Source organism: Enterococcus sp. DIV0756, assembly GCF_051710745.1.
Lineage (GTDB): Bacteria > Bacillota > Bacilli > Lactobacillales > Enterococcaceae > Enterococcus_A.
Genome location: NZ_JBIOLF010000001.1, coordinates 1967501 through 1991096 on the forward strand (window position 1 = coordinate 1967501; position 23596 = coordinate 1991096).

General features: G+C 42.0%; 21 protein-coding genes and 1 rRNA gene. 3 read left to right on the top strand and 19 right to left on the bottom strand.

Features of this window, described 5'->3' with window-relative positions:
• Positions 1 to 91 precede the first annotated feature (91 nt).
• From IGI44_RS09530 to IGI44_RS09570, 9 genes are all read right to left on the bottom strand, one after another.
• A 16S ribosomal RNA gene (locus tag IGI44_RS09530) occupies positions 92 to 1650 on the bottom strand.
• Positions 1651 to 2175: 525 nt separating this feature from the next.
• Positions 2176 to 3681, bottom strand: coding sequence for a HAMP domain-containing sensor histidine kinase (locus tag IGI44_RS09535; protein ID WP_438787508.1), 1506 nt, complete (start codon positions 3679 to 3681; stop codon positions 2176 to 2178).
• A complete protein-coding gene (locus tag IGI44_RS09540) occupies positions 3678 to 4364 on the bottom strand; it encodes a response regulator transcription factor (RefSeq protein WP_010740068.1) in 687 nt (228 codons plus the stop codon). The genes IGI44_RS09535 and IGI44_RS09540 overlap by 4 nt, the downstream gene beginning before the upstream one ends.
• A 107-nt stretch (positions 4365 to 4471) precedes the next feature.
• Entirely contained in the window at positions 4472 to 5893 is a 1422-nt protein-coding gene (gndA, locus tag IGI44_RS09545) for an NADP-dependent phosphogluconate dehydrogenase (RefSeq protein WP_438787509.1), read from the bottom strand.
• Between the two features lie 335 nt (positions 5894 to 6228).
• On the bottom strand, positions 6229 to 6408 hold the full coding sequence (gene rpmF, locus IGI44_RS09550) for a 50S ribosomal protein L32 (protein ID WP_010740070.1): 180 nt from the start codon (positions 6406 to 6408) through the stop codon (positions 6229 to 6231).
• Positions 6409 to 6467: 59 nt separating this feature from the next.
• Positions 6468 to 7022: a YceD family protein gene (locus tag IGI44_RS09555; protein ID WP_438788958.1), complete on the bottom strand. Its 555-nt coding sequence runs from the start codon at positions 7020 to 7022 to the stop codon at positions 6468 to 6470.
• A 455-nt stretch (positions 7023 to 7477) separates the two neighbouring features.
• Positions 7478 to 9262 (bottom strand): pyruvate kinase, encoded by a 1785-nt coding sequence (gene pyk, locus IGI44_RS09560; RefSeq protein ID WP_438787510.1) that lies wholly within the window; start codon positions 9260 to 9262, stop codon positions 7478 to 7480.
• 69 nt (positions 9263 to 9331) lie between these two features.
• Positions 9332 to 10294: a 6-phosphofructokinase gene (gene pfkA / locus IGI44_RS09565; protein ID WP_216410942.1), complete on the bottom strand. Its 963-nt coding sequence runs from the start codon at positions 10292 to 10294 to the stop codon at positions 9332 to 9334.
• A 140-nt stretch (positions 10295 to 10434) separates the two neighbouring features.
• A complete protein-coding gene (locus tag IGI44_RS09570; RefSeq protein ID WP_438787511.1) occupies positions 10435 to 13692 on the bottom strand; it encodes a DNA polymerase III subunit alpha in 3258 nt (1085 codons plus the stop codon).
• Positions 13693 to 13907: 215 nt separating this feature from the next.
• Between IGI44_RS09570 and IGI44_RS09575 the strand changes: the two genes are divergently transcribed.
• Positions 13908 to 14087: a YjzD family protein gene (locus IGI44_RS09575; protein WP_438787512.1), complete on the top strand. Its 180-nt coding sequence runs from the start codon at positions 13908 to 13910 to the stop codon at positions 14085 to 14087.
• Between the two features lie 399 nt (positions 14088 to 14486).
• On the opposite strand, the gene IGI44_RS09580 is transcribed toward IGI44_RS09575, so the two are convergent.
• The 3 genes from IGI44_RS09580 to IGI44_RS09590 all read right to left on the bottom strand — a co-directional run bounded on the left by IGI44_RS09580 (position 14487) and on the right by IGI44_RS09590 (position 16017).
• Positions 14487 to 14828 (bottom strand): hypothetical protein, encoded by a 342-nt coding sequence (locus tag IGI44_RS09580; RefSeq protein ID WP_438787513.1) that lies wholly within the window; start codon positions 14826 to 14828, stop codon positions 14487 to 14489.
• A gap of 3 nt (positions 14829 to 14831) precedes the next feature.
• A complete protein-coding gene (locus tag IGI44_RS09585) occupies positions 14832 to 15032 on the bottom strand; it encodes a helix-turn-helix transcriptional regulator (protein ID WP_438787514.1) in 201 nt (66 codons plus the stop codon).
• Positions 15033 to 15216: 184 nt separating this feature from the next.
• Complete coding sequence (locus IGI44_RS09590) at positions 15217 to 16017, bottom strand: hypothetical protein (RefSeq protein ID WP_438787515.1); 801 nt, start codon at positions 16015 to 16017, stop codon at positions 15217 to 15219.
• A 61-nt stretch (positions 16018 to 16078) separates the two neighbouring features.
• Here IGI44_RS09590 and IGI44_RS09595 point away from each other — a divergent pair, with 61 nt between their 5' ends.
• Positions 16079 to 16873 carry a hypothetical protein gene (locus IGI44_RS09595; RefSeq protein WP_438787516.1) on the top strand — a complete coding sequence of 265 codons (795 nt, stop codon included), beginning with the start codon at positions 16079 to 16081 and terminating at the stop codon, positions 16871 to 16873.
• 176 nt (positions 16874 to 17049) lie between these two features.
• Here the strand turns inward: IGI44_RS09595 and IGI44_RS09600 are convergent, their stop codons facing one another.
• Positions 17050 to 17643, bottom strand: a complete 594-nt coding sequence (locus tag IGI44_RS09600) for a hypothetical protein (protein ID WP_438787517.1) — start codon at positions 17641 to 17643, stop codon at positions 17050 to 17052.
• A 233-nt stretch (positions 17644 to 17876) separates the two neighbouring features.
• Positions 17877 to 19079: a multidrug efflux MFS transporter gene (locus IGI44_RS09605; RefSeq protein ID WP_438787518.1), complete on the bottom strand. Its 1203-nt coding sequence runs from the start codon at positions 19077 to 19079 to the stop codon at positions 17877 to 17879.
• Between the two features lie 181 nt (positions 19080 to 19260).
• Here IGI44_RS09605 and IGI44_RS09610 point away from each other — a divergent pair, with 181 nt between their 5' ends.
• The gene (locus IGI44_RS09610; protein ID WP_438787519.1) at positions 19261 to 20067 is read left to right on the top strand and encodes a Cof-type HAD-IIB family hydrolase; all 807 of its coding nucleotides are present in this window, start codon (positions 19261 to 19263) and stop codon (positions 20065 to 20067) included.
• Between the two features lie 45 nt (positions 20068 to 20112).
• On the opposite strand, the gene IGI44_RS09615 is transcribed toward IGI44_RS09610, so the two are convergent.
• The 5 genes from IGI44_RS09615 to IGI44_RS09635 form a co-directional block, all read right to left on the bottom strand.
• Complete coding sequence (locus IGI44_RS09615; RefSeq protein ID WP_438787520.1) at positions 20113 to 20613, bottom strand: flavodoxin family protein; 501 nt, start codon at positions 20611 to 20613, stop codon at positions 20113 to 20115.
• Positions 20614 to 20821: 208 nt separating this feature from the next.
• Positions 20822 to 21604: a hypothetical protein gene (locus IGI44_RS09620; RefSeq protein WP_438787521.1), complete on the bottom strand. Its 783-nt coding sequence runs from the start codon at positions 21602 to 21604 to the stop codon at positions 20822 to 20824.
• A gap of 182 nt (positions 21605 to 21786) precedes the next feature.
• Positions 21787 to 22464: a DUF2922 domain-containing protein gene (locus tag IGI44_RS09625; protein WP_438787522.1), complete on the bottom strand. Its 678-nt coding sequence runs from the start codon at positions 22462 to 22464 to the stop codon at positions 21787 to 21789.
• Between the two features lie 52 nt (positions 22465 to 22516).
• Positions 22517 to 22900 carry a hypothetical protein gene (locus IGI44_RS09630; RefSeq protein ID WP_438787523.1) on the bottom strand — a complete coding sequence of 128 codons (384 nt, stop codon included), beginning with the start codon at positions 22898 to 22900 and terminating at the stop codon, positions 22517 to 22519.
• A 348-nt stretch (positions 22901 to 23248) separates the two neighbouring features.
• Entirely contained in the window at positions 23249 to 23476 is a 228-nt protein-coding gene (locus IGI44_RS09635; protein ID WP_438787524.1) for a hypothetical protein, read from the bottom strand.
• Positions 23477 to 23596 lie beyond the last annotated feature (120 nt).

Below are 23596 nucleotides of genomic sequence, written 5' to 3' on the forward strand. Positions count from 1 at the left end.
TTATTTGAGAGTAGACCTCTCAAAACTGAACGAATAAAAGCAAGTCTGTGTAGTTTCCGTAACGTTCATCTTAGATGAACTGATTCCTTAGAAAGGAGGTGATCCAGCCGCACCTTCCGATACGGCTACCTTGTTACGACTTCACCCCAATCATCTATCCCACCTTAGGCGGCTGGCTCCAAAAGGTTACCTCACCGACTTCGGGTGTTACAAACTCTCGTGGTGTGACGGGCGGTGTGTACAAGGCCCGGGAACGTATTCACCGCGGCGTGCTGATCCGCGATTACTAGCGATTCCGGCTTCATGTAGGCGAGTTGCAGCCTACAATCCGAACTGAGAGAAGCTTTAAGAGATTAGCTTAGCCTCGCGACTTCGCGACTCGTTGTACTTCCCATTGTAGCACGTGTGTAGCCCAGGTCATAAGGGGCATGATGATTTGACGTCATCCCCACCTTCCTCCGGTTTGTCACCGGCAGTCTCGCTAGAGTGCCCAACTAAATGATGGCAACTAACAATAAGGGTTGCGCTCGTTGCGGGACTTAACCCAACATCTCACGACACGAGCTGACGACAACCATGCACCACCTGTCACTTTGCCCCCGAAGGGGAAGCTCTATCTCTAGAGTGGTCAAAGGATGTCAAGACCTGGTAAGGTTCTTCGCGTTGCTTCGAATTAAACCACATGCTCCACCGCTTGTGCGGGCCCCCGTCAATTCCTTTGAGTTTCAACCTTGCGGTCGTACTCCCCAGGCGGAGTGCTTAATGCGTTAGCTGCAGCACTGAAGGGCGGAAACCCTCCAACACTTAGCACTCATCGTTTACGGCGTGGACTACCAGGGTATCTAATCCTGTTTGCTCCCCACGCTTTCGAGCCTCAGCGTCAGTTACAGACCAGAGAGCCGCCTTCGCCACTGGTGTTCCTCCATATATCTACGCATTTCACCGCTACACATGGAATTCCACTCTCCTCTTCTGCACTCAAGTTTCCCAGTTTCCAATGACCCTCCCCGGTTGAGCCGGGGGCTTTCACATCAGACTTAAGAAACCGCCTGCGCTCGCTTTACGCCCAATAAATCCGGACAACGCTTGCCACCTACGTATTACCGCGGCTGCTGGCACGTAGTTAGCCGTGGCTTTCTGGTTAGATACCGTCAAGGGATGAACATTTTACTCTCATCCTTGTTCTTCTCTAACAACAGAGTTTTACGATCCGAAAACCTTCTTCACTCACGCGGCGTTGCTCGGTCAGACTTTCGTCCATTGCCGAAGATTCCCTACTGCTGCCTCCCGTAGGAGTTTGGGCCGTGTCTCAGTCCCAATGTGGCCGATCACCCTCTCAGGTCGGCTATGCATCGTTGCCTTGGTGAGCCGTTACCTCACCAACTAGCTAATGCACCGCGGGTCCATCCATCAGTGACGCAAAAGCGCCTTTCAAACCGAAACCATGCGGTTTCGATTGTTATACGGTATTAGCACCTGTTTCCAAGTGTTATCCCCTTCTGATGGGCAGGTTACCCACGTGTTACTCACCCGTTCGCCACTCCTTTTCTTTCGGTGGAGCAAGCTCTGGTGAAAGAAAAAGCGTTCGACTTGCATGTATTAGGCACGCCGCCAGCGTTCGTCCTGAGCCAGGATCAAACTCTCATAAAAAGTGTTTGAAACAGTCTTGCGACTGTTAAGCTCAATTGTAATAATTGACTTGCTAGCATATTGCTTGCTATGTTGTTTGCTTCTATAATAGAAGCGCCCTACACATTTGGTTTGTTTTATTCGTTCAGTTTTCAAAGGTCTACATTGTTTGTCGCTTTGTTTCAGCAACTTTTATATCATATCAGGTTTTTATTTAAAAGTCAACAACTTTTATTTAAAAACTTTTTGATAAAAAAACAAGTTTGCTTTCCATTTCGTTCAAGCGACTTTATAAAAATACCACAAGATTTTTCATCCGTCAACAATTATTTTTAATTTTTTTCAAGATGTTTTGTTCTCGTGGGAACATTTAATAATATAGCAATCTTCAAGGAGTAATGCAACTATTTTTTGTAGTTTTTTTCAATCTTTTTTATTTTTCGAACGTTCATTTAAAACTTCAAAATAACGTTCGATTTTAAAACAAAAATAACGCTATCTTGTCTTGATTATTTTTTATCTTTCGCATAAAAAAACAGCCGAATCTTATTCGACTGTTTCTTCTTCCACCATTGGGATAAAAATTCTAAAAATTGTCCCCTTGCCGACAGAACTTTCAACGCTGATGCTGCCCTTATAACTTTCTAAAAGTTTGTGGGCAATCGATAATCCAAGTCCATTTCCACCTTTTGTTCGCGCTCGTGCTTTGTCCACACGATAAAAGCGATTAAAGACTTTATCAATGTCTTCATCTGGAATTCCTTCACCGAAGTCTTGGATCGCAATCTCAAACTTATTCAGCGTTGAAGAAACTGAAATATGCACTTCTTTACGATCCGTCGAATACTTCACAGCATTATCCAAAATAATAATTAGGATTTGCTCCAAGTGATTGCGATAAATCTTCAGAATTCTTTCACTATCTAAATCATCATCCAACGTAAAAGTAAACTCAGGATAAAGCAGTTTGAAGTTGTTAAATACCTGATTCGTTACTTCCTTCGCTTTAGATGTCTCATTTCCATAGTAAACATCTACTTGCTCTGCTCGGGATAAATCAAGCATTTCCTGCACGAGACTCTTCATTCGAACAAGTTCCTGCAAACTAGCCTGAATCGATTCATCCAAAATCTCAGGATCATCTTTGCCCCAGCGGTTCAACATGTTTAAATGTCCTTCAATGACTGCTACTGGAGTTCTTAATTCGTGAGAGACATCCTCAACGAATTGCTCCTGCTGTTCAATATACATCCGGATACGATCAATGACATCATTAAAAATGACCGCCAAATCAGATAGCTCGTCATTCGTCGTGATCTCAGGCACATGAACTTCGGCCTGCGGATCTTGTCTGATAATTTCCATCGTATCTCTCAGAATCTTCACTGGTTTTAAGAAATAAGAAGACAATAAGAAGCCTAAGAAGCTGCTCAAAAGCAGTGAGACAATTTCCAACACAATTAACGTCAGCAACAGCTTACTGCGCATATCATAAAAGTCGGATAACTCATAAAAGACTTGCGCATAGCCAATTTTCTCTCTCGTCGTCTTAGAATAGATCGGCTCTACTGATAAGAAGCCGTTCTTTTCATCAACTGTGACAATTGTTGGCTCTTTATGCTTTGTTTGAACTAACGGCTGATAGCTTTTTTGTGTTTTAAAGATCAACTTTTTATCCAAATTATAGATATCTAACGACAATTGACGCTGGCCTAATTCTGAAATGAATTCGTCGATGCGCATCATATTGCCTTCCAAGGTCATGTTTTGATCATACATAGCATTGTCACGACTACCTGATTCAGTTAGTGTGCGATACGTATTTACCAACGTTAACTCCTCATCCGCATTCGCTAAGCGAGAAGTGACTTCAGAGATCGTGCGTTCAACGTTGTTTCTTTCCTTTGTAACGATCAGGTTAACCGAAGATTTATAGGTAATTACCGCAAAGATCGTAAATACCACGAATATAAAGAAAGAACTTGTAAAGGCCCACTTGATGGTGAGTGAGGGCCCCTTCAGTTCTCTTTGCTTCTTGATAAATTTTCTCATGAGCGCATAACGTACCCAGTACCACGAACAGTTTGAATATAGCTGTCTTCGCCTGGTACATCGATCTTATTACGCAGGTAACGAATATACACATCGACCACGTTTGTTTCTACTTCTGTTTCGTAGCCCCAAACTTTATTCAGTAAAACATCCCGTGCAAGAACCACGTTGACATTTTCCATAAGTGTCAATAGTAATTCGTATTCACGTTTGGTTAACTCAATGATCTCATTTCCGCGGCGCACGACGCGGTTTTCTTTTTCGATCGTTAAATCACGATAAGTAATCGTCGTTTGTTTAGCAACATTCTTATCGCCTTCAATATCAATACGACGAAGCAACGCACGCAGACGCGCAAGTAATTCTTCAATCGCAAATGGTTTGACGATATAGTCATCGGCACCATGATCCAAACCAGAAACGCGGTCGATCACAGAGTCACGGGCTGTCATCATGATGATCGGTGTATTTTTCACCTGACGCACACGTCGGCAAACTTCCAGGCCATTTAGCTCAGGTAACATTAAGTCAAGTAAAATCGCATCCCAGTCACTTTCTAAAGCAGCTTCAAGTCCCGTTCTACCATTATAATGAACTTCTGTATCATAGCCTTCGTGCTTCAATTCTAGTTCGACAAAACGAGCTAGATTTTTCTCATCTTCAATGATCAGAATATTACTCATTTTTTTAGTTCCTTTCCAAGTTGAATTTCATTAAACCTTTATCATTATAGGGCTAAACCCATTAAAAAGCTATAGCAAGTTCGCGTAAATGTTATAAATAACTTTTGCTATTCTTCGTGGTACCAGCTATAGTGATAGATTCCCTCTTTATCCAAGCGTTCATACGTATGTGCTCCAAAATAATCACGTTGTGCTTGAATCAGATTTGCCGGTAAACGTTCCGCACGGTAAGAATCATAATAAGTAATAGCCGATGAGAAGGTTGGTACTGGAACACCCGCTTGAACAGCGATTGCTACAACTTCACGTACCGCTTGTTGGTATTTATCAGCGATTTCCTTGAAGTAATTATCCAACATTAAGTTTGCTAAATCGGCATCTTTTTCGTAGGCATCTGTGATCTTTTGTAGGAAACGAGCGCGAATAATACAGCCTGCACGCCAAATTTTTGCAATATCGCCGAATGGCAGATCCCAGCCAAATTCTTTAGAAGCCGAACGCAACTCTGAAAAACCTTGCGCATAGCTCATGATTTTGCTGAAATACAACGCTTCGCGGATTTTTTCGATCAATTCTTGCTTGTCACCTTCGTATTTATAAGGAGCAGGTCCTGATAACACTTTGCTGGCAGCCACACGTTCTTCTTTATAAGCAGAAATGAAACGTGCGAAGACAGATTCAGTAATTAATGGCAGCGGCACTCCTAAGTCCAATGCACTTTGTGAAGTCCATTTTCCTGTTCCTTTATTGCCGGCAGCATCTTTGATCACATCAACGATCGCTTCGCCCGTACCTTCGTCGTCTTTGCGGGTTAAGATGTCCGCTGTAATCTCGATCAAATAGCTATCTAGTTCGCCTTTATTCCATTCAGAAAAGACATCTGCCATTTCATCTACGGATAAGCCAAGAAGATTTTGCATCAAATCATAAGACTCTGCAATCAACTGCATATCGCCATATTCGATTCCATTGTGGACCATCTTCACGTAATGACCTGCGCCATTCGCACCGATATAAGTGACACAAGGTTCACCATCTTCGGCCTTTGCAGCGATTTGCTCAAAAATTGGAGCGACTAAGTCATAGGCTTCTTTTTGTCCGCCCGGCATCATTGAAGGCCCTTCTAATGCGCCTTTTTCACCGCCTGAAACACCTGTACCGATGAAATTGATTCCTGAGTTCGCTAGTTCTTCATTTCGACGAATCGTATCTTTGAAGAAGGTATTTCCTCCATCGATCAGAATATCGCCTTTATCTAAATGTGGCAATAATGATTGAATCGTTGCGTCAGTTGCAGGTCCTGCTTGAACCATCAGCATGATACGACGTGGCGTTTCGATAGAATCAACAAACTCCTCGATTGAAAATGTCGCTTTTAGGTTACGATCAGGATGTTCTGCTACTACCGCTTCGGTTTTTGATCCAGTCCGATTATACAAAGCCACTGAGTAGCCGCGACTTTCGATATTCAATGCTAGATTTTTCCCCATTACGGCCATACCTACGACGCCGAATTGTTGTTTTGACATAATTATCCTCCTAGTTCGAATTGATGTGCAAATTTTTCTATAGGAAAAATAAGGTGGCTTCGCACCACATGCAATTTTCTACCGATTGTGTACGCACACAAAGTAGAAATACATCCTATAATACTCAATACGATTCTCATTATATCCTAAGAAAGTGAGAATGGAAAATGAATAGTGTTTTTAATCTAAAAAGCCTTGATAAAACCTGCCAATCCTTATAAAAATGATAGATTTTTCGCAAATATGACAAATTTTTATCGCATTTGATTCCAAGAAAAAAACCTCAAGACTCCATGGTTAGTCTTGAGGTTTTGACTTTCTCTATTAAAAAGTGCTTATGCTTCTTTAGACATAACATCTTTTCCATCATAGTAGCCGCAGTTGGCACATACGTGATGGCTCTTCTTCATTTCGCCACAGTTAGGACATTCGTTTAATCCTTTAATGGTCAATTTGTAGTGAGTACGACGTTTGTTCTTTTTAGCTTTTGATGTTTTTCTAGCTGGTACTGCCATTGGGTGTTACACCTCCTTATAAAATGAAGTATCATTTACTGATACATTTTATTCCAATCTTACTTGTCATCTTCTGATTCATTGAATAACTCAGATAATTTCGCAAGACGAGGATCAATTGTTTCAGCCGATTCCTCTTTCTTCTGCAAATAGTCTTCTTCACTAACGACTTCCCAATCGTTGCCTTTTGGAAGGTCAGAAGAATGTAATTCTTCTTCAGTGAAAACCTGCAGCGGAATCGCTAATAAAATGTTATCTTCGATAGAATCCGTCAAGTCGATCGTATCATTGTCTAAGACAAGGATCTCTTCGTCTCTTTCTTCTTCCATTGAAGACCATTGCTCCCGTGTCATGAATACTTCGTCCACTGAAAGATCAAGTGGCAGATCAACTGGTTCCAAGGAGCGAGCTGAAGGAACAGTTACAATAGTTTTCAAGCGATAATGTAAAATATATTCATTTTTTCCGACAGATAAGATTCCTTCCACAGTAACCGGAGTCACTGCTAAGACTTCATTGTCTCGGGCTGTCAATGCGTCATTCACATCGATCGTTTCTGAAAAATTTAGTGCTTCTTCTTTGTAGCGGCGCAATTCGCCAATCGACCATTTCATCATTCATCACCTCTAAGCAACAATCGATATTATACAGGTGGAAAAAACCTTTGTCAATGAAATTTTCTTGACACCCCTAAAAGCTTTATGAGCTCGTCCAGCTTTTGAGCATTAAGACTAAAATTTATAGAAATCGATTCTCAGATTTATATAAATTTTCGCTTAATGTCGAAAAAGCTAGCTCAGAAAGCTGGATATCAAGAAAGCCTGCACGAACTCAGTCAGTTTTGCCAGTTCCACTAACGTATTTTCAATTCGTTAATGGAATGGTACGCGCATGAAAATAAAAAGAATTTTTACGTTAGAAAAATTCTATCTATTTTAATGAGCTAGCTGACAAACGTGTATTGCAAAAATATTGACAATACTTCATCCCCTGTATTCACCATAGAAAAGGACTGTGACATAAAATGCCGCAGTCCCACATTTCCTTTTCAACAACTGCAATTTAAAGCTTAGATCGCTGTTGTTTGTCCACGGTAGACGATTCCACGACGAGGGTCAACAGTGACTAATTCACCATCAACAACCGTTGAAGTCGCACCATTCGCACCAACGACTACTGGGATATCTTGAGCGATACCGACAACAGCAGCATGTGAAGTCAATCCGCCATCTTCAACGATTAAAGCAGCTGCTTTTTCAATTGCAGGCATGTAATCTTTGTCTGTTGTTGGAACAACTAGAACCATACCGTCTTTAGCTTTTTTGATTGCTTCTTCAGCGTTTTTAGCAACAACTGCATGAGCAACGACTGTTGATTCACCGATACCTTGTGCTTGTAATAATTTAGAACCGATCATTTGAACTTTCATTACGTTTGTTGTTCCACGTTCACCAACTGGAACACCAGCAGTAATTAAGATCAAGTCGCCTTCTTTAGCAAAACCTAAGTCAACAGCTTTTTGAGCAGCTAAGTCAAACATATCGTCTGTTGTTGTTGGTTTTTCAGCAACTGTTGGGTATACGCCCCAGTTAACCATCAAGCTGCGTTTTGTATGTTCGTCAAAAGTTACAGCCAAGATGTCAGCGTCTGGACGGTATTTAGAGATCATACGTGCAGTGTGACCTGATTCAGTCGCAGCAACGATTGTTTTAACACCTAAGTTTTTCGCAGCGCGAGCTACTGAAAGACCGATTGTTTCTGTTACGTTTGATTTGTCGAATTCGTTGATTTGGAATGAACCTAATTCTGACAATGCAGATTCAGCTTCCATATCGATACGAGCCATTGTGCCAACAGCTTCAACTGGGTATTTACCATTTGCAGATTCCCCAGAGAGCATTGTAGCATCCGTTCCGTCAAATACAGCGTTGGCAACGTCAGATGCTTCCGCGCGTGTTGGACGTGGGTTTTCTTGCATTGATTCTAACATTTGAGTCGCTGTGATAACTGGTTTACCAGCGTAGTTACATTTTTTGATGATACGTTTTTGAACCATAGGTACTAATTCAGGAGCGATCTCAACACCCATGTCTCCACGAGCGATCATGATACCATCAGAAACTTTGATGATTTCATCGATGTTATCGATTCCTTCTTGTGATTCAATTTTAGGGAAGATATGCACGTGTGTCATATTTTTTTCTTCAAGGATTTCACGAATATCAAGAACGTCTTGTGCTTTACGTACAAAACTTGCAGCGATGAAGTTAATGTCGTTATCTAGACCGAAACGGATATCGTCTGCATCTTTTTCAGTGATACCAGGTAAGTTGATTGAAATACCAGGCGCATTTACACCTTTACGAGAACCTAGCATACCAGCGTTTTTAACTAACATGATCAATTCGCGGTTTGCTTCGTCTTTGTCAATGATTTCCATGTCGATCAAGCCATCATCGAATAAGATGTGTCCGCCGATGTGTGCATCGTCGAATAAACCTGGGTAAGTCACAGCGATTTTTTCTTTCGTCCCTTTATGTTCTGGGTCCATTGAGATACGTGTTTTGTCGCCTACGTTAAATTCAATATAGCCAGCGCGGCCGTAGTCTGCATCAGTTGTATCTTGAACAGTTGTACGGATTTCAGCACCTTTAGTATCTAAAAGAATACCAACATCTTTACCAGTTTTTTCAACTGCTTCACGAACCATGTTCATACGTGCAAGCTGTTCTTCGTGATCTCCGTGTGAGAAGTTGAAACGGAACACGTTAGCACCAGCTTCAATTAATTCTGAGATTGTTTCAACTGTGTTACTTGCTGGTCCTAATGTACTAACGATCTTCGTTTTTTTCATTACGTAATACGCTCCATTCTTGTTTCTTGATTGTTTATAATATATAGCTCTTCACTATTATTAACGAGATTAAAATGAGATTTCGTGATTTAAATTGTATAGTGACAAGTCAGGTTTATGCTTGTTGTTTTCTAACGTTTCTACGATATCAGAAGCGATCACTTCGTTGTTTTCGATACCGATACATAATCCGCCTTTACCTTCTAACAATAAATCAACAGCATATGAACCAAATTTGCTGGCTAATACACGGTCGCGGGCGCTTGGTGAGCCACCACGAACAACGTGACCCAATACACTGACACGTGTATGGAAGTCGCCGTATTCGGCTAGTTTTTCAGCAAACTCATTTCCGCCCATGACACCTTCAGCCAAAATGATCAAGCAATGTTTCTTACCGCGGTCACGGCCTGCTTGAATTTTCTTAGCGATACGTTCCATATCAAAATCATGTTCAGGAATAACGATTTCGTCTGCGCCACCGGCAACACCAGACCATAAAGCGATATCGCCTGCGTTACGTCCCATTACTTCGATAACGAATGTGCGGACGTGTGAAGTCGCTGTATCACGAATGCGGTCAACGGATTCCAAGACAGTGTTAATCGCTGTATCAAAACCAACAGTAAAGTCAGTTCCTGGGATATCATTATCGATCGTTCCAGGGATACCAACGGCAGGGTAGCCATGTTTTGTCAAAGCTAGCGCACCATGATATGAACCGTCACCACCGATGACAACTAAGCCTTCAATACCGAATTTTTTCAATTGTTCGATCCCTTTTAATTGCCCTTCTTCAGTAGCAAATTCTGGGTAACGAGCTGAATATAAGAAAGTTCCGCCTCGTTGGATCTTGTCACCGACGTCAGCAACATCTAAACGACGAATATCACCAGCAACTAGACCGGCAAAACCATAATTGATGCCATAAACTTCCATGCCTTCAAAAATCGCTTTACGAACGACCGCACGAACGGCAGCGTTCATTCCAGGAGCGTCTCCTCCACTTGTTAAAATTCCAATGCGTTTCATTTTCTCACCTCATAAGTATTCTCAAAAAAACATACATCGTTTAATTCATGGTACATTCTACCAAAAAACATCCCAAAAGTCTTGGGATGTCCATGGGAAAAAGCCGGATTTTGCAAAAAGTTTTTGAAAGTTACAAGAAATCATCTTATTACGACGTTTTGTTCCCCTAATATGTCACGTAAAGCATTTATGAGGGTGTCATTAACCCCCACCCAAAACTTTTTATCCAGCACAATCTTCCTGCGATTTTTTTCATAAAAGATCACAACGGGAACTTTTCCTGGGGATAATTGAAGTCTTTCAGCAATTCCCTGCTGAATCTCGGGAGAATCTTTTTCCCTTTGAACACGCAAATAGAGTGTTTTATCACTAATATCATCTTCAGCTAGTTGAGCGAGAATCATCTCTTCGACCAGCAGTTGGATCGCTTGATCGTATTTGCTGCGTTCTACCTTGCCGTAAACGAGATAGACCTTCTCCAGTTCAATCTCTTTACGCAGACGGCGGTAAGTTTGCGGAAAAACCGTTAAAGAAATTTCGCCGCTTTGATCATTGCCCGTTAAGAAAGCCATCTGCTCGCCCTTCTTCGTTCGAATCTCTCGAACATCTTTTAAATAGAAGAGAATTTTCCCGTGGCTGCCGACAGATAGTTCAGAAATCGGTTGTAAGTCCTTTTGCTTCAACAATTTAGGATAATTTTCCGTTGGATGACCCGAGACATAAAGTCCCAGATATTGTTCCTCATAATTCAAACGCTCTGCTAACGAATAATCTTCTGATGGACGTTCCTTCAGGCTCATCACATCCAGTAAAGACATACTGCCGCCGCTGTATTGAACATTTTGAATTTTACCTTCCAAACCTTCGGCTAACTGACGGCGATTAGGGTGCAGTTCATCAAAGGCACCGATAAAAATAAGCGGCGCGATGTATTCGATTTTCAGCCAACGACTTTCGATTCGTAATAAGAATTGATCCAAGGATTTAAACGGACCTTCCTCCTTGCGAGTCGTTAAAATATCATTAACAAAGTCACGGCGCATCCCTTTAATAGCATCTAAACCAAAACGAATCAGATCTTTCTCGACTAATGTAAAACTATAGCTGCTGCGATTGATATCCGGCGCTAACAATTTCACCCCTGCCCGATTAGCTTCCGCGATGTACTCCCGTAATTTCTTGGGATCATTTCGGACCGATTGCATCAATGCCGTGTAAAAAGCACCAGGATAATGAACCTTCATATAGGCCATTTGATAACCGACAAAGCTGTAAGCGACCGAATGGGATCGGTTAAAGCCATAATTGGCAAACCGTTCGATATAGTCATACACCTCTTCGGCACTTTTTTGACTATGACCACGACCGATCGCACCACCCACAAAATGCCGTCTTTCTTCATCTAAAAGATCTTTTTTCTTTTTACTGACAGCTCGACGCAGAATATCGGCTTCCCCTAGACTAAAGCCGGCCATTTGAGCAGCCACTTGCATGATCTGTTCCTGATACACAATAAACCCGTAGGTCGGTGCGAGAATCTCCTGAACAGAAGGATCAGGAAAACTTACTTGTTCCCTGCCATTTTTCCGTGCAATAAACTGATCGATAATCTGCATTGGACCTGGGCGATACAAGGCATTCACCGCTACGATATCTTCAAAAGAAGTGGGATGAAGGTTTCTCAAGACTTTGCGGATACCTGCCGATTCAAACTGGAACACCCCGCTTGTTTCCCCACGTTGGAACAGAGCGAGCGTTTCTGGATCATCTAATGGAACATTTTTTAAATCCAGCTCTTCTCGGTAGACACGACGAATATTTTGCTGGGCGTTATCAATAATAGAAAGATTCCGTAAGCCCAAGAAATCCATCTTCAATAGGCCAATAGCTTCCACGTCAGACATGGTGAACTGCGTTAATAAAATATCCTCAGAACCATTTTGTAGCGGTACGACATTGATCAAGTTCACATCGCTGATTACTACACCGCCTGCATGGGTCGACACGTGCCGCGGCAAGCCTTCTAAAGCCAATGCTGTCTGAAACAACAAATTGCTTCGTTCATCATGTGCGACTAAACGTTTTAACGGTTCGGATTTCTCGTAAGCCTCCCGCAAGGTGATCTTCAACTGATTGGGGATCGCCTTTGACCAACGATTGGCTTCGCTTTGAGACAAACCGAATACCCGTCCAACGTCTCGCAGGACCATTTTCGCCGCCATCGTTCCAAACGTTGCGATCTGAGAGACATGGAAGTGCCCATATTTTTCATGGACGTAATTCAGGACTTGATTTCGCCGATTATCAGGAATATCCAAGTCAATATCGGGCATGCTGTTGCGCTCAGGATTTAAGAAACGCTCAAATAAAAGATTGTACTTAATCGGATCAACGTCCGTGATACTCAGCACGTAGGCCACTAACGATCCTGCCGCTGACCCACGTCCAGCACCAGAGACAATCTTGCTGCGATGCACATAATCCATTACATCCCAGACGATTAAGAAATAGTCATCGAAGCCCATATTGTGAATAATGCCTAATTCGCGAGTCAAACGTTGCCGGTATTCGTCGGTTACCTGCTCGATCCGCTCAGGCAATTTCTGCCAACACAGCTCTTGCAAATAGGCGTCCGCAGTCTGCTGCGTGGGTACTGGATAATGGGGCAACAGTTTTTGGTGCAATGGCAGGTCAAATTGACATGCCGCCACCAGCTGTTGCGCATTTGCCACCGCCGCTTGATCCTCAAAGCCAGCGAGTAACTGTTGCATTTCCATTAAATAATGATCGCCTACTTGATTGGTCAGTTCTTCTCGCGGAAGTTGGGTAGCATTTTGAATATGCCCCATAATTTTAATAGCAAAAGCCTGTGCCGCTTCCAAATAAGCCACTTCATGAATCGCCATTTTCGGCCAATTTTCCGGTAATTCAGAGCTTTTCGTTAGTGGTGAAACCCCTAAATAGAGTTCGTCATTGAGAATTTCAGCTATTTGTGAAAATACAGCTTCACTTGGATCATATAAGTGATCGACTGGTAGCACGCTGAACAAGTTTTCCGTATCAATTTTGTATTCAGCTAAAGTCAGTGGTTTTTCTGCCATCATGCGGGTGCTGGATAAACGCATTAATTCCTGATATCCTGACACGTTTTTCGCGTAAAATAAAAGCCTTTCGATTGATTCTTCAAACGAAAAATCCAATTCCAGACCAATAATCCCAGTCATTTGATGCTTTTGGCAGGCTTGGAAAAACTCCACCGCCCCATATAAAACATTCTCATCGGTAATCGCAATCGCTGAGTATCCGCGCGCCTTCGCTGAGGTCACATATTCCTCGATCGTTAACGTACTTTTCAATAATGAATAGGAAGTTTTTGTATAAAGTTGTGGGATTTGCATGAGTGCCTCCTATTTTATCTGTATTTTTTTATGATCAATCGATTATTTCCTGAATCAATCAATAAGTATAGCACGAATAGTCTAGTGCTAACACTTAAGAGAATTTGCTGATTTTCTATTCAGATTTTCCGCTTATTTTCATAGGTCTTTTCTTTACATTTTCAAAAAAAATGCTACACTGAACCTAAATAAACTTGCGAAAAGAGGTGCTCTTGATGAAATATCTAGTAACATTATTTTGGGCTTTCGCAATCGGACAAGCCGTTTGTTATCTAGGCGGTGCCTTGCAAAGTGGTTCTTATAACTTCGAATTATCTACGATTATTTCTCTAATTGTTGGAGTTATCGCACTTATTGCTGCGCGTTTTGTTTCACCCAAAAAAGCCAAAGCATAAACAAAACCAGTTACTTCATTGTAACTGGTTTTTTGCTATTTTCATAGTTGGAAACAAAGTAGCCCGTTAAACTTCAAATTGGCTATTCAAGCACATTACCCGTTTTACCATTAGCGATGATACTCTTTTTTAAATTATATCTTTTCTTGGCCTTGTACATCCACAGAATAAAATTTACAAAAAAGAGCCAAGAACACAACCATGTCCATCCATCACGATTCGTGCGAAATACAAATATAAATACTATTGCGAAGTTTAAACACGCTATCCAGAATTCCGACAATTTAAGTATGCCTCTCCCCATCAAGCTCACCCTAACTTTCTCTTATTTCTTACATTCATTCTACTGTTACAAATCCGCATTCTTCAATCTTTGTAATCAAACGTGTCCCGATCTATTTAGATAACTCTATCGAAATGCCGTAAGGCCAAATACTCCACTGCATACCTTAGCAATGCTACATAAAGGGCCACCGTTACAAAATTTTCGAATGACAGGGTCGGCAAGTATCTTTTAGGTATAAAAATATTTATTGTATACAATACTGTTACGCCAAAAGAAATAGCACTATAATACGTTAGAACAATCGTATTTGCTTTCGTTTTAACCAATTTCCATCTTTCATCATTCTTGTATTTTTTTGTTTTTGACTTACTAAAACTTTCTCCCAAAATAATGAATACGACCATACTGCATGCGTAGATTAATGTAACTATTCTCCCCAGCACCTCTGCTACCATAAATTACTCCTCCTCTTTCTTAAAAACCTCATTAATATCTACTTCAAATGCCCTAGCGATATCAAATGCCAATTCCAATGACGGCGTATACTTGTATTTCTCAATCGAAATAACCGCCTGTCTTGAAATCCCCGCTTTTTCTGCCAGATCGGCTTGCGTCCAATCCCGCTCTGCTCTTAAAACTTTGATTCGATTCTTTATCAAAGTATCTACCTCATTTCATAATGTAACTACTTCGTTACATCTATAGTAACGGGTTGTTTACATTATGTCAATAAGGTAAAACAAAAAAATCCCTTTGACTGTTCTTAAATAAGGAATCTAAAACAGTCAAAAGGATTGAAGTACGGATGAAATAATCCAGCAATGCTAGTTTACGTACGATTAGCTATTCGTCTCCGCGATCCTGCTTTTCTGAAGAGGCAAACTGCATTCTCCCAGCAAATTTTTCTAGCCGCTGATCACGTATCTCATGGACACGTGCGACCGTTTTTGCATCTCCGGCATGATAGGCGCGATGGATTTCACTAGAAACGGTTAACAAATTCTGTTCGTAATCCGTTCCATTTTGCGAGACGTAAACTAGGTGGTGGATGGCCATATCCCCATTACTAGCAGGAATTCGTATTCCATGACGATTGTATTGGGCTAGATCCGCTCCGCTGATTTGGCAAAAGAAACGATCCCGACAAGCGATTCGGTAAGGCAAACTAGCCATATGCCGTTTAGTAAAGGTGGCTTTTGAATAATTACGCGAGCAACTGTCCTTACAAAAAGAACGCCGTCCCTTGGGCAAAATCTGACCACACCATTTACAGCTTGCAGTATCATCACGTAGATCGCATTGATTAAAGCCGATTTCCTCACCAAATTGCCGTTCATACTCAGCTAAGCTCAACCAGCTTCGTTGATAGCCAAACGCCTGTTGACGTAATTGACTTCCCCGCCCTTTATAGTGATCTTTTTCTGGCAAGGCTTGAACAAGGCCAGCCAACCCGTTTTTCTCTTGCTTCGTTGCTGCTTTTCCAGCAGGCATTCGCTGGATCGCTTGACCATCAAAGAGATAGATTTCTCGACAACGAAAGCACACGCACAGCACTTCCTGAGAAGGATCTTTCAGTAAAATCTCTAGCTTTTTCTGACAACTTGGACAATTGGCGCCCACCATTTTCACACGTTTATATGACATAAAAACTTCCTTTACAATTGATTTATTTCACGCTACCCTATCATCAAAGGTGGGGATTCTGGTGACGCGCGACTTAACTAGCGAAAAAAGACGAGAACTTTGGGACAAATTAACGCCTATCCAGCAGGAGACGTTGCAACGATTCAAAAAATATCGTATGCAATCACTCTTTTTAACTGAAAATTTCCTAATGGCTGAAGAATGGCGCTTCGTTGATTTCAAAGAAAATCCAGCTTACCCTCATGGTGAAGAAAACAAGCTCTTTTGCCGCTGCGGACGTGAGCTCAAATATCAATTCCTGTTAGTTTCCGAAAAAACAGGTGAAGAGCTAGCCTTAGGCGCCACTCATTTTGCCCAGCACTTAGGTGTCTCTCCTAAAATTGCGCAACAGATCCAGTCGGGCATCCATACATTGGATCGCGGAGTTGACTTGATTTTAACCAGTGTAGACAAAGGACTGCATTTCCCTAAACGCTATTATAACCTTTTTCTCAGTCGCGGTTTAAAAAACCAATGCAGCGACAGCTTTTTAGAACGAGTAGCCGCCTTTTCGAAAGCTGATTTGCCTTTATATGAAGAAGACAATCAAAAGCTGGTTGCTTGTTTAAAAAAATCCGGCTTTCAACTTCAAACAATTCAATTTTCAGCAGCAAAGCAAACACCTGATCCTTCCTTTAAACACTTGATTGGCTTACTGCAAAGCTACGAGATTGGCGAAGTCATTTATGAAGAAAAATTAGCCGATACTCTGGCGATAACTACAAAAGACCTGAAACATTGGCTAAGCATTCTGGAAGCACCAAAATGTCCTGTTCAGTTAAAAAAAGTAGGGACGAACTATTATCGTATTCGCTGATCTCTCGAAACAGTTGCCAGCTGTTCCTGTCAATCAGTCCAGCCTCTTTAGATGTGGTCAATTCATGTTCATTCACGTTGAACATCGTTTTTCATTAATTTTATGCGACCAAGACAAAAAAGGCTATCAAAACCTGACAGCCTTTCAACTAAAACGAAGGATATTTCCCAACGCATCTAGCTGCTTTTTCTGCGAATGGACCGTGAGTAATATCTTTTGATACTATCCGAATCGTCCAAGAGAATAACCTTTTCAGTAAGCGGGCTCGCAGACCTTGTCTGGATTTTTCCAACAAGTTCGTGATAGCTAGCGTCTGAAAGAGTGACCGAAGCATGAAAATCACTTTGTTCCTCTGCGATAATCCGAACCGCTCTACTGCTAGGCTCTCCTCTTTTTCGCGTCCAATAATACCCACACAGAATCGAATGAATAGCCGCAGCCTCATAACAACTCAGGTGAGCTTCCTCTAGCAACCGCATAATATGAATATAAACAGCCTGCTTCTCCGTCAAGAAAATAAATCTTGCGTCACTGGGCCCAAACAACTCAAACAACTTCAACGAGGCTGGGCTCTTAACCGGCGTGGCTGCCCAGATATTGAGATTCTTTTCATGACCACACCAAAAAATCTCCTCCTCTTCACCAAACAAGTCTGCCACCTGCGCAACAATCACTTCCCTTAAAAACCGCTCTTTTTCAGTTGTCTCTTCTTCATCCTCTCGATAGTAACACTTCTTCAATTCTTGGATTATCGTTTCTTCATTTACCATGGGGACCCCTCCCTGTTTCCCTAACACCCGCGCAGCATTCTGATTCTCTCTTCAGTTAAATTATGCCTTATCTGTCCTGTCAGTACAGCCCAACATCTATATTTTTTGTTAATTAAGTTAAACGTCCGACTATTTACTATGCAAGCTCATTAATCGCAACGAACCCTGACGCAAAAAAGCAGAATTCTCCTTAGGGAAAATCCTGCTTGCATGCTTATTTTCTTTCCATTCTGCTAAATCTTCGTCTTCGTTAATAATAACTTTCGAAAGTTAAACACGCTTAAAATGATGTTTCCGAAGACACACGCGCTAGTAACGAGGAATACCGCTGGATAGCCCATCGCATGGGCAACGGTGGACCCCAACATCGGGCCAATCACCTGTCCTAAATTGGTAAACATTTGATTATAACTAAAGATCCGACTAACGCCCTCGGGCGGACTGATTTTACTAATAAGCGTATTGATGGATGGCATCAAAGCGCCTGTTGAGAAGCCTAAGAAAAATCTCAATACTCCCAGTTGAAACGGTGTTTTGACAAAAGCCATCGGAATAAAACAAAACAGCGATAATACCAAGCCGGCTAGTAGAACTTTATGATTCCCAATCTTATCGCCAATTTTTCCAAGCGTTGGCGAAGACGCAATCGCTGAGACACCCGCAATGGAGACGATAAATCCACTGATAATCAGGGCATTGCTGCTAGAGCCGCTTAAATCACGAATATACAAGGTCAAAATCGGACTAATACTTGTTACACCAACCTGAAGGATCAGAGAACTGATAAAGAGACCAATCAAAATCGGCATATAATGAATTCGTTTTCGCAGTTCTGTCATACTGATGACATCTTTCTTCTCGATCGGTTCGAAGTTTTCCTTCACGAAAAAAATGGTTAGGAAGGTACAAATCAGTAAAATAATTCCAGTAATAATGAAGACATTTCTCAAACCAAACCATTGGGCCAACATCCCACCGATTAATGGGCCAATTAAATTTCCAGCAACCCCGCCTGTCGCAAGCGTCCCAAGTGCCCAACCACTTCTTTGACGCGGCACTTGCGAAGCAATCAATGCGGTAGCGTTTGGCATATAACCAGACAGAACCCCAGTCATAAGACGCATAATTAATAGCCAATAGACATTCGGTACAAAAGCAAGTGAGCCCATCGTAATTGTCATCCCTGCTGCAGCGCGAATCATCATGAGCCGTCGACCTTTTCGATCTGCTAGATTCCCCCAAATCGGAGCAACTAATGCTGCGGCAAAAGCTGTAACAGAAATCGCTAAGCCAGAAAACAATTCCACCTGACTGTTTGGTGTTCTTAATTGTTCAATATAAACCGGCAAAAAGGGCATCACCAAGCTGAAACTGGCACCAGTGAAAAAACAACCAATCCATGAAATCAAGAGATTTCGCCGCCAATTGATTTCCATCTTTTGAATCCCCTTTCTTCCCTTATTCTATCTATATACTATAGCAGAATCCGGGCGAAAAAACTTTTTTATACACTTGCCAACTTTGAAATTTTTCTAATAATTTTCGCTTTTTTAAGCGCTACGGTTGCGTTTTCTAATGGATGTGCTAGACTGAAACAAATTGAAAGTGGGAGTTTTTATGAAAAAATTGATCGCCATTGATTTAGATGGAACAACGCTAAATCAAGATTCTAAAATTACGGATAAAACAGCGAAAACTCTGCGTCGCGCGATGGAAGATGGTCACACTGTGGTGATCGCAACCGGTCGCCCGTACCGTATGAGTAAAAACTTTTATCATGAGTTACAACTGACGACGCCGATGATTAATTTTAACGGCGCCCTGGTTCACCTGCCAGGAAAAAAATGGGCGGACGAAGAGGAAACTTCTGTTAATCGGAAGATCGTCTTCGATGTGATGACCGAAAAGAAAAATTTAAAATTGGACTTTATTGCCGCTGAAAATCGCGACACCTTCTTCATCGATGATTTGACCTTCTTCGATCAGCATTTCTTTGCTAGTGATTTTGCTACGGATGAAAATCTATTGACAATCAATACGTTGCAAACAAACCCAACCTCCGTCTTATTACGCAGTCAACCAGAAAACGTTGGCAGTGTTTCTGAAGAGTTGAAACAGCAATTTGGGCACGAAGTTGAGGTCAATACGTGGGGCGGACCAAACCCCATTTTAGAAGTCGTCGCTAAGGGGATTCAAAAAGCCCATGGATTGAAGCGTGTGATTAGCAGCCTCAACATGAAGCAAGAAGACATCCTCGCATTCGGTGACGAACACAACGATGTGGATATGTTAAAATTTGCTGGCTGGGGTGTTTCAATGGCTAACGGGACCGATCAATTAAAAGCTGTCGCGGATGACATCACAGAAAAACCTAATACCGAAGATGGTATGGCCGATTACTTAATTAAATACCTCGATCTATAAAAAGCTGAGGCAAGAAATCCGTTTGATTTCGCTGCCCCAGCTTTTTTATTTTTCAAATAATTCGATCGCTTTCTCCGCGAAGCGTTGACCAAAAATCGCAAACATCTCCTTGGCATCCTCATAGTGGTTCCCCACCGCATCCAACGCTACCGGTCCATGATGGATGAAAGGCTGACCGTGAGCGGAGCCGCCAGAATATACCAGCATTCCCTTCACTAAAAGCATTCCCAATATTGATAGAATCGCGCTATCACTGCCGCCCTGTGCATAGTGGGCCGTCGCGAAACAGCCGCCCAATTTTCCAGCCAGTGGAATCGAGGCTCTCTCTTCTATCAGCCATTGGTTCATTCGCCACGCACACGTCGCCATATGGGTGGGTGTCCCAAATACTACCCCATCGCAGGCTGACAAATAGGCTTCATCAAGCGGTTCATCAACTGAAAACAGTCTGACCTCACTCCCAACTTTGCGCATCCCTTCAGCGATGACCTCCGCCAGCTCCTTTGTTTGTCCGGTCTCGCTATAATAAATAATCGCTAACTTCACACGAACCGCTCCCTTTTCTCTTTTTATTGATAATACCTCTTTATCAATCAGAAATTCAATAAGAACTAGTGTAAAGCAAAAAACGAATTTTCTTTACAAATAGAAAGTATCGACCACTTTTTCTTAACAAAAGGTATCTCTTACTCCACAAAAAAGGAATTGATTCTAAAAGAACCAACCCCTTCTTCAGAACAGCTTGAATTTTCAGCTATTTTACAACTGTATAATCATCAATCGTTTTTCCATTTTTATCCTTCAGCACGAGCCAGCCATTCGTTCCCGCATAATAAAGAAAAATGCCGACTTCATTGACGCTCTTTAGGATAATATCCTCTGTGGTTTTCCCCTCTGAAATTTTGTCGGCATAATCAGCTCTTAGTTTTTCGGTTAAGCGCGCACTGAAGCCAATCGACCCATCTTTGTTTAAGGGCATCTCCTGTGTTAAGGTCGCTCCAGCTAATAATCGCATCTCGTTGCGCTTCTGCCAAATGACTTCACCTTTTGCCCCATTGTAATCAATGTAAAAGGGAATCTCGCTGACTTTTTTGCTCCAGCGATGCTGGGCCTTCGCTGGTTTGGCTTTGATTTTTTGGTTCTCATAGCCAAAGGTCGTCAAAAGCGTAAAGAGCAGCTCTTGGTACTTCGCGACAACGGGGTAATGATTCGCCGCAATTTTGTGCTCCTCAAACAAGCCCGTCGTTTTCAGCGCGTTTTTTTGCCAAGCCTCCAGCATTTGCTGAGCTAGGTCACGTCCTTCCACATCCCACGGAACACTGATCGTCACCAGACTATCCGCTTTTTTCAGGACTTTTTTATCAAATGCTTGACCATAATCCACCGCCTGCGCTTCCCGGCCCTGGAAGTACAGAATCAATTGATCCTTTGGCAAGCTTGGCAGCTTGGTTAACTCACGATGGATGACCATGAGTCCTTGCTCATCAAAATGAATGCTGGTTGTCTGCTGATCGATTTCCACTGCTACTTTTATCATCGCTTCTCCCTCAAATCTTTTTTCTTTAGCTTATTAAAAAAGTGAGAGCGCGTCGAATGATATGTCTCAGCACACCAGATTATTTCTTTCCATAAAACGCGCGAAAACTTACAAGAGCATGGTTAAACATTGTCCCGTCTCATACCAACGTTGGCTTTTTCGATGAGACAAAGCGGACTAAATTACGCTCGTTTGCGAATTCGGCCAAGTAACCGTTTTCGTTTTTTCTTAGTCGGTGTTGGCGGCGATTCCTTATTCACTGCGGCAATCGTTGCTTCCTTCGGTACTTCGCTCATTCGTTTACCTGTGACAATTAATTTCGCTGGCTCTGACTGATCTTCCGCCTCAATATTAACCAATTCAACGCCCGCCGGAAAACAAGCGTTAATCAACAGGAACGCTTGGTTCTCATTCAAATCCCACGAATGGTACCCCTTTGGCAGTTCGATCGTCTGAATGAGACAGTTAGGCTGCGGCCATTCTTCGGTAATCGTCAAATCCTCTGGCACTCGGATGGTTTCTTGCATTTCTCTATGAGTATCAGGTGTGCTCACCTGTTTGCTCTGTGTTTCGGGTACTTCCACTGGGGCTACTTCAGCAGTTGGCACCTGTGCTTTTTTCTTCCCGTCTTTTTTGTCATCAAAAAGTTGTGTTTCGGTTCTTTGGATGACTTTGGCGCGGCGAAGTTCTTGAAACAATCCAACGCCATTTTTTTCAAAAATCTGCAGCTTGGTCAATTTTGTTAAAGAGGTTTTGATTTCATCTGCTGATTTCTTTCTATCAAAATCTTTAATCCGTATACGATGGGATTTGCCATCGCTTTTGCCGAATTCTGCGGCTAATGTATACGTACTTTGCATCTTCTCATTCCTTCCTAGATCCGTTTCTCCTTTTGTTCCCCATCAGCTACTGTCATGATCCGACCAATCCGGCCAACGGTTCTTTGATAAATTGTGTAAACAATCCCTTTAGCTTTTCTACCACATAGGTCTTTGCAGGAAATAGTTTCATTTCCAATAAACGCCATTCCTTTTTCTCGAAATACTCCGCAAAGAACAAATAATAAAGTCGCAACACGCTATTCGAGCGTGCCCGCATAAAAATGTGACGTACGAGGTCTGCCAGCACAAAAGCGAAATCTGCCTCCGACACCTCTTCGCGTACTTGAAGCGCGATCAAGCATTCGATCGCACCAGCGCCATCATTCGTTTCGCGGTAATACTGATTGATGCGCTTTTCTAAATTTTTCCGTGTTAAAGTGAATAACTGTGTTTCACTTAATCCATACTCTTTCATTGATTGATCTCCTTTTTCATCTAATGTTACAAACTCCTTATTTACTAAACCACACTACGACCTAGTGATACCCACTCACTAACCAGAAACCCGAAACATACCCTGTCCGTCCTTGAGGAAAACATAGTCCATTTTCTCAAAAACTGCAATATCAATTTCTTTATATTTTTTAAAAAATAATTATACTTCGTCAAAAATAAATAAAATTTCGCAAAAAAATCCCGTTATTTGACCATTCCTAACCACCCCTTGACCATTTTTCGACTCTCAAATAACAAAAAAATAATGTGTTTTTTCGAGTAAAACCTAAAAAAACACCCCTTCGTCTAGTAAACGAAGGCGTGCTGGCTATTCAATGATCTTTTTTACTTTAAAGGATTCCGTTGTTTCTGAAGGCTCCTCTTGATCCGCTAGATCAAATAGGATCAGCGACTCGTTTCCTTCGCCCTCTACGATCACCAGCTTTCCTAGTGGATCACGGTTGTCCTTGACGATCTGAGCCTCTTTTATCAGTTCTTTCGGGTCACGCTTTGCGGCGATCGCATTGCCTAAGTTAAAGAATACGGTTTCTTCCATGTTCCTCCACCTCTCCTCTCATCTGCATAAGAAAATTATCCGATCATTTGCAGGATTGATTATTCCTAGTATAACAGAAGTGCGCCGGAAACACGGACTCTCCGACATCCCCCATCGTGT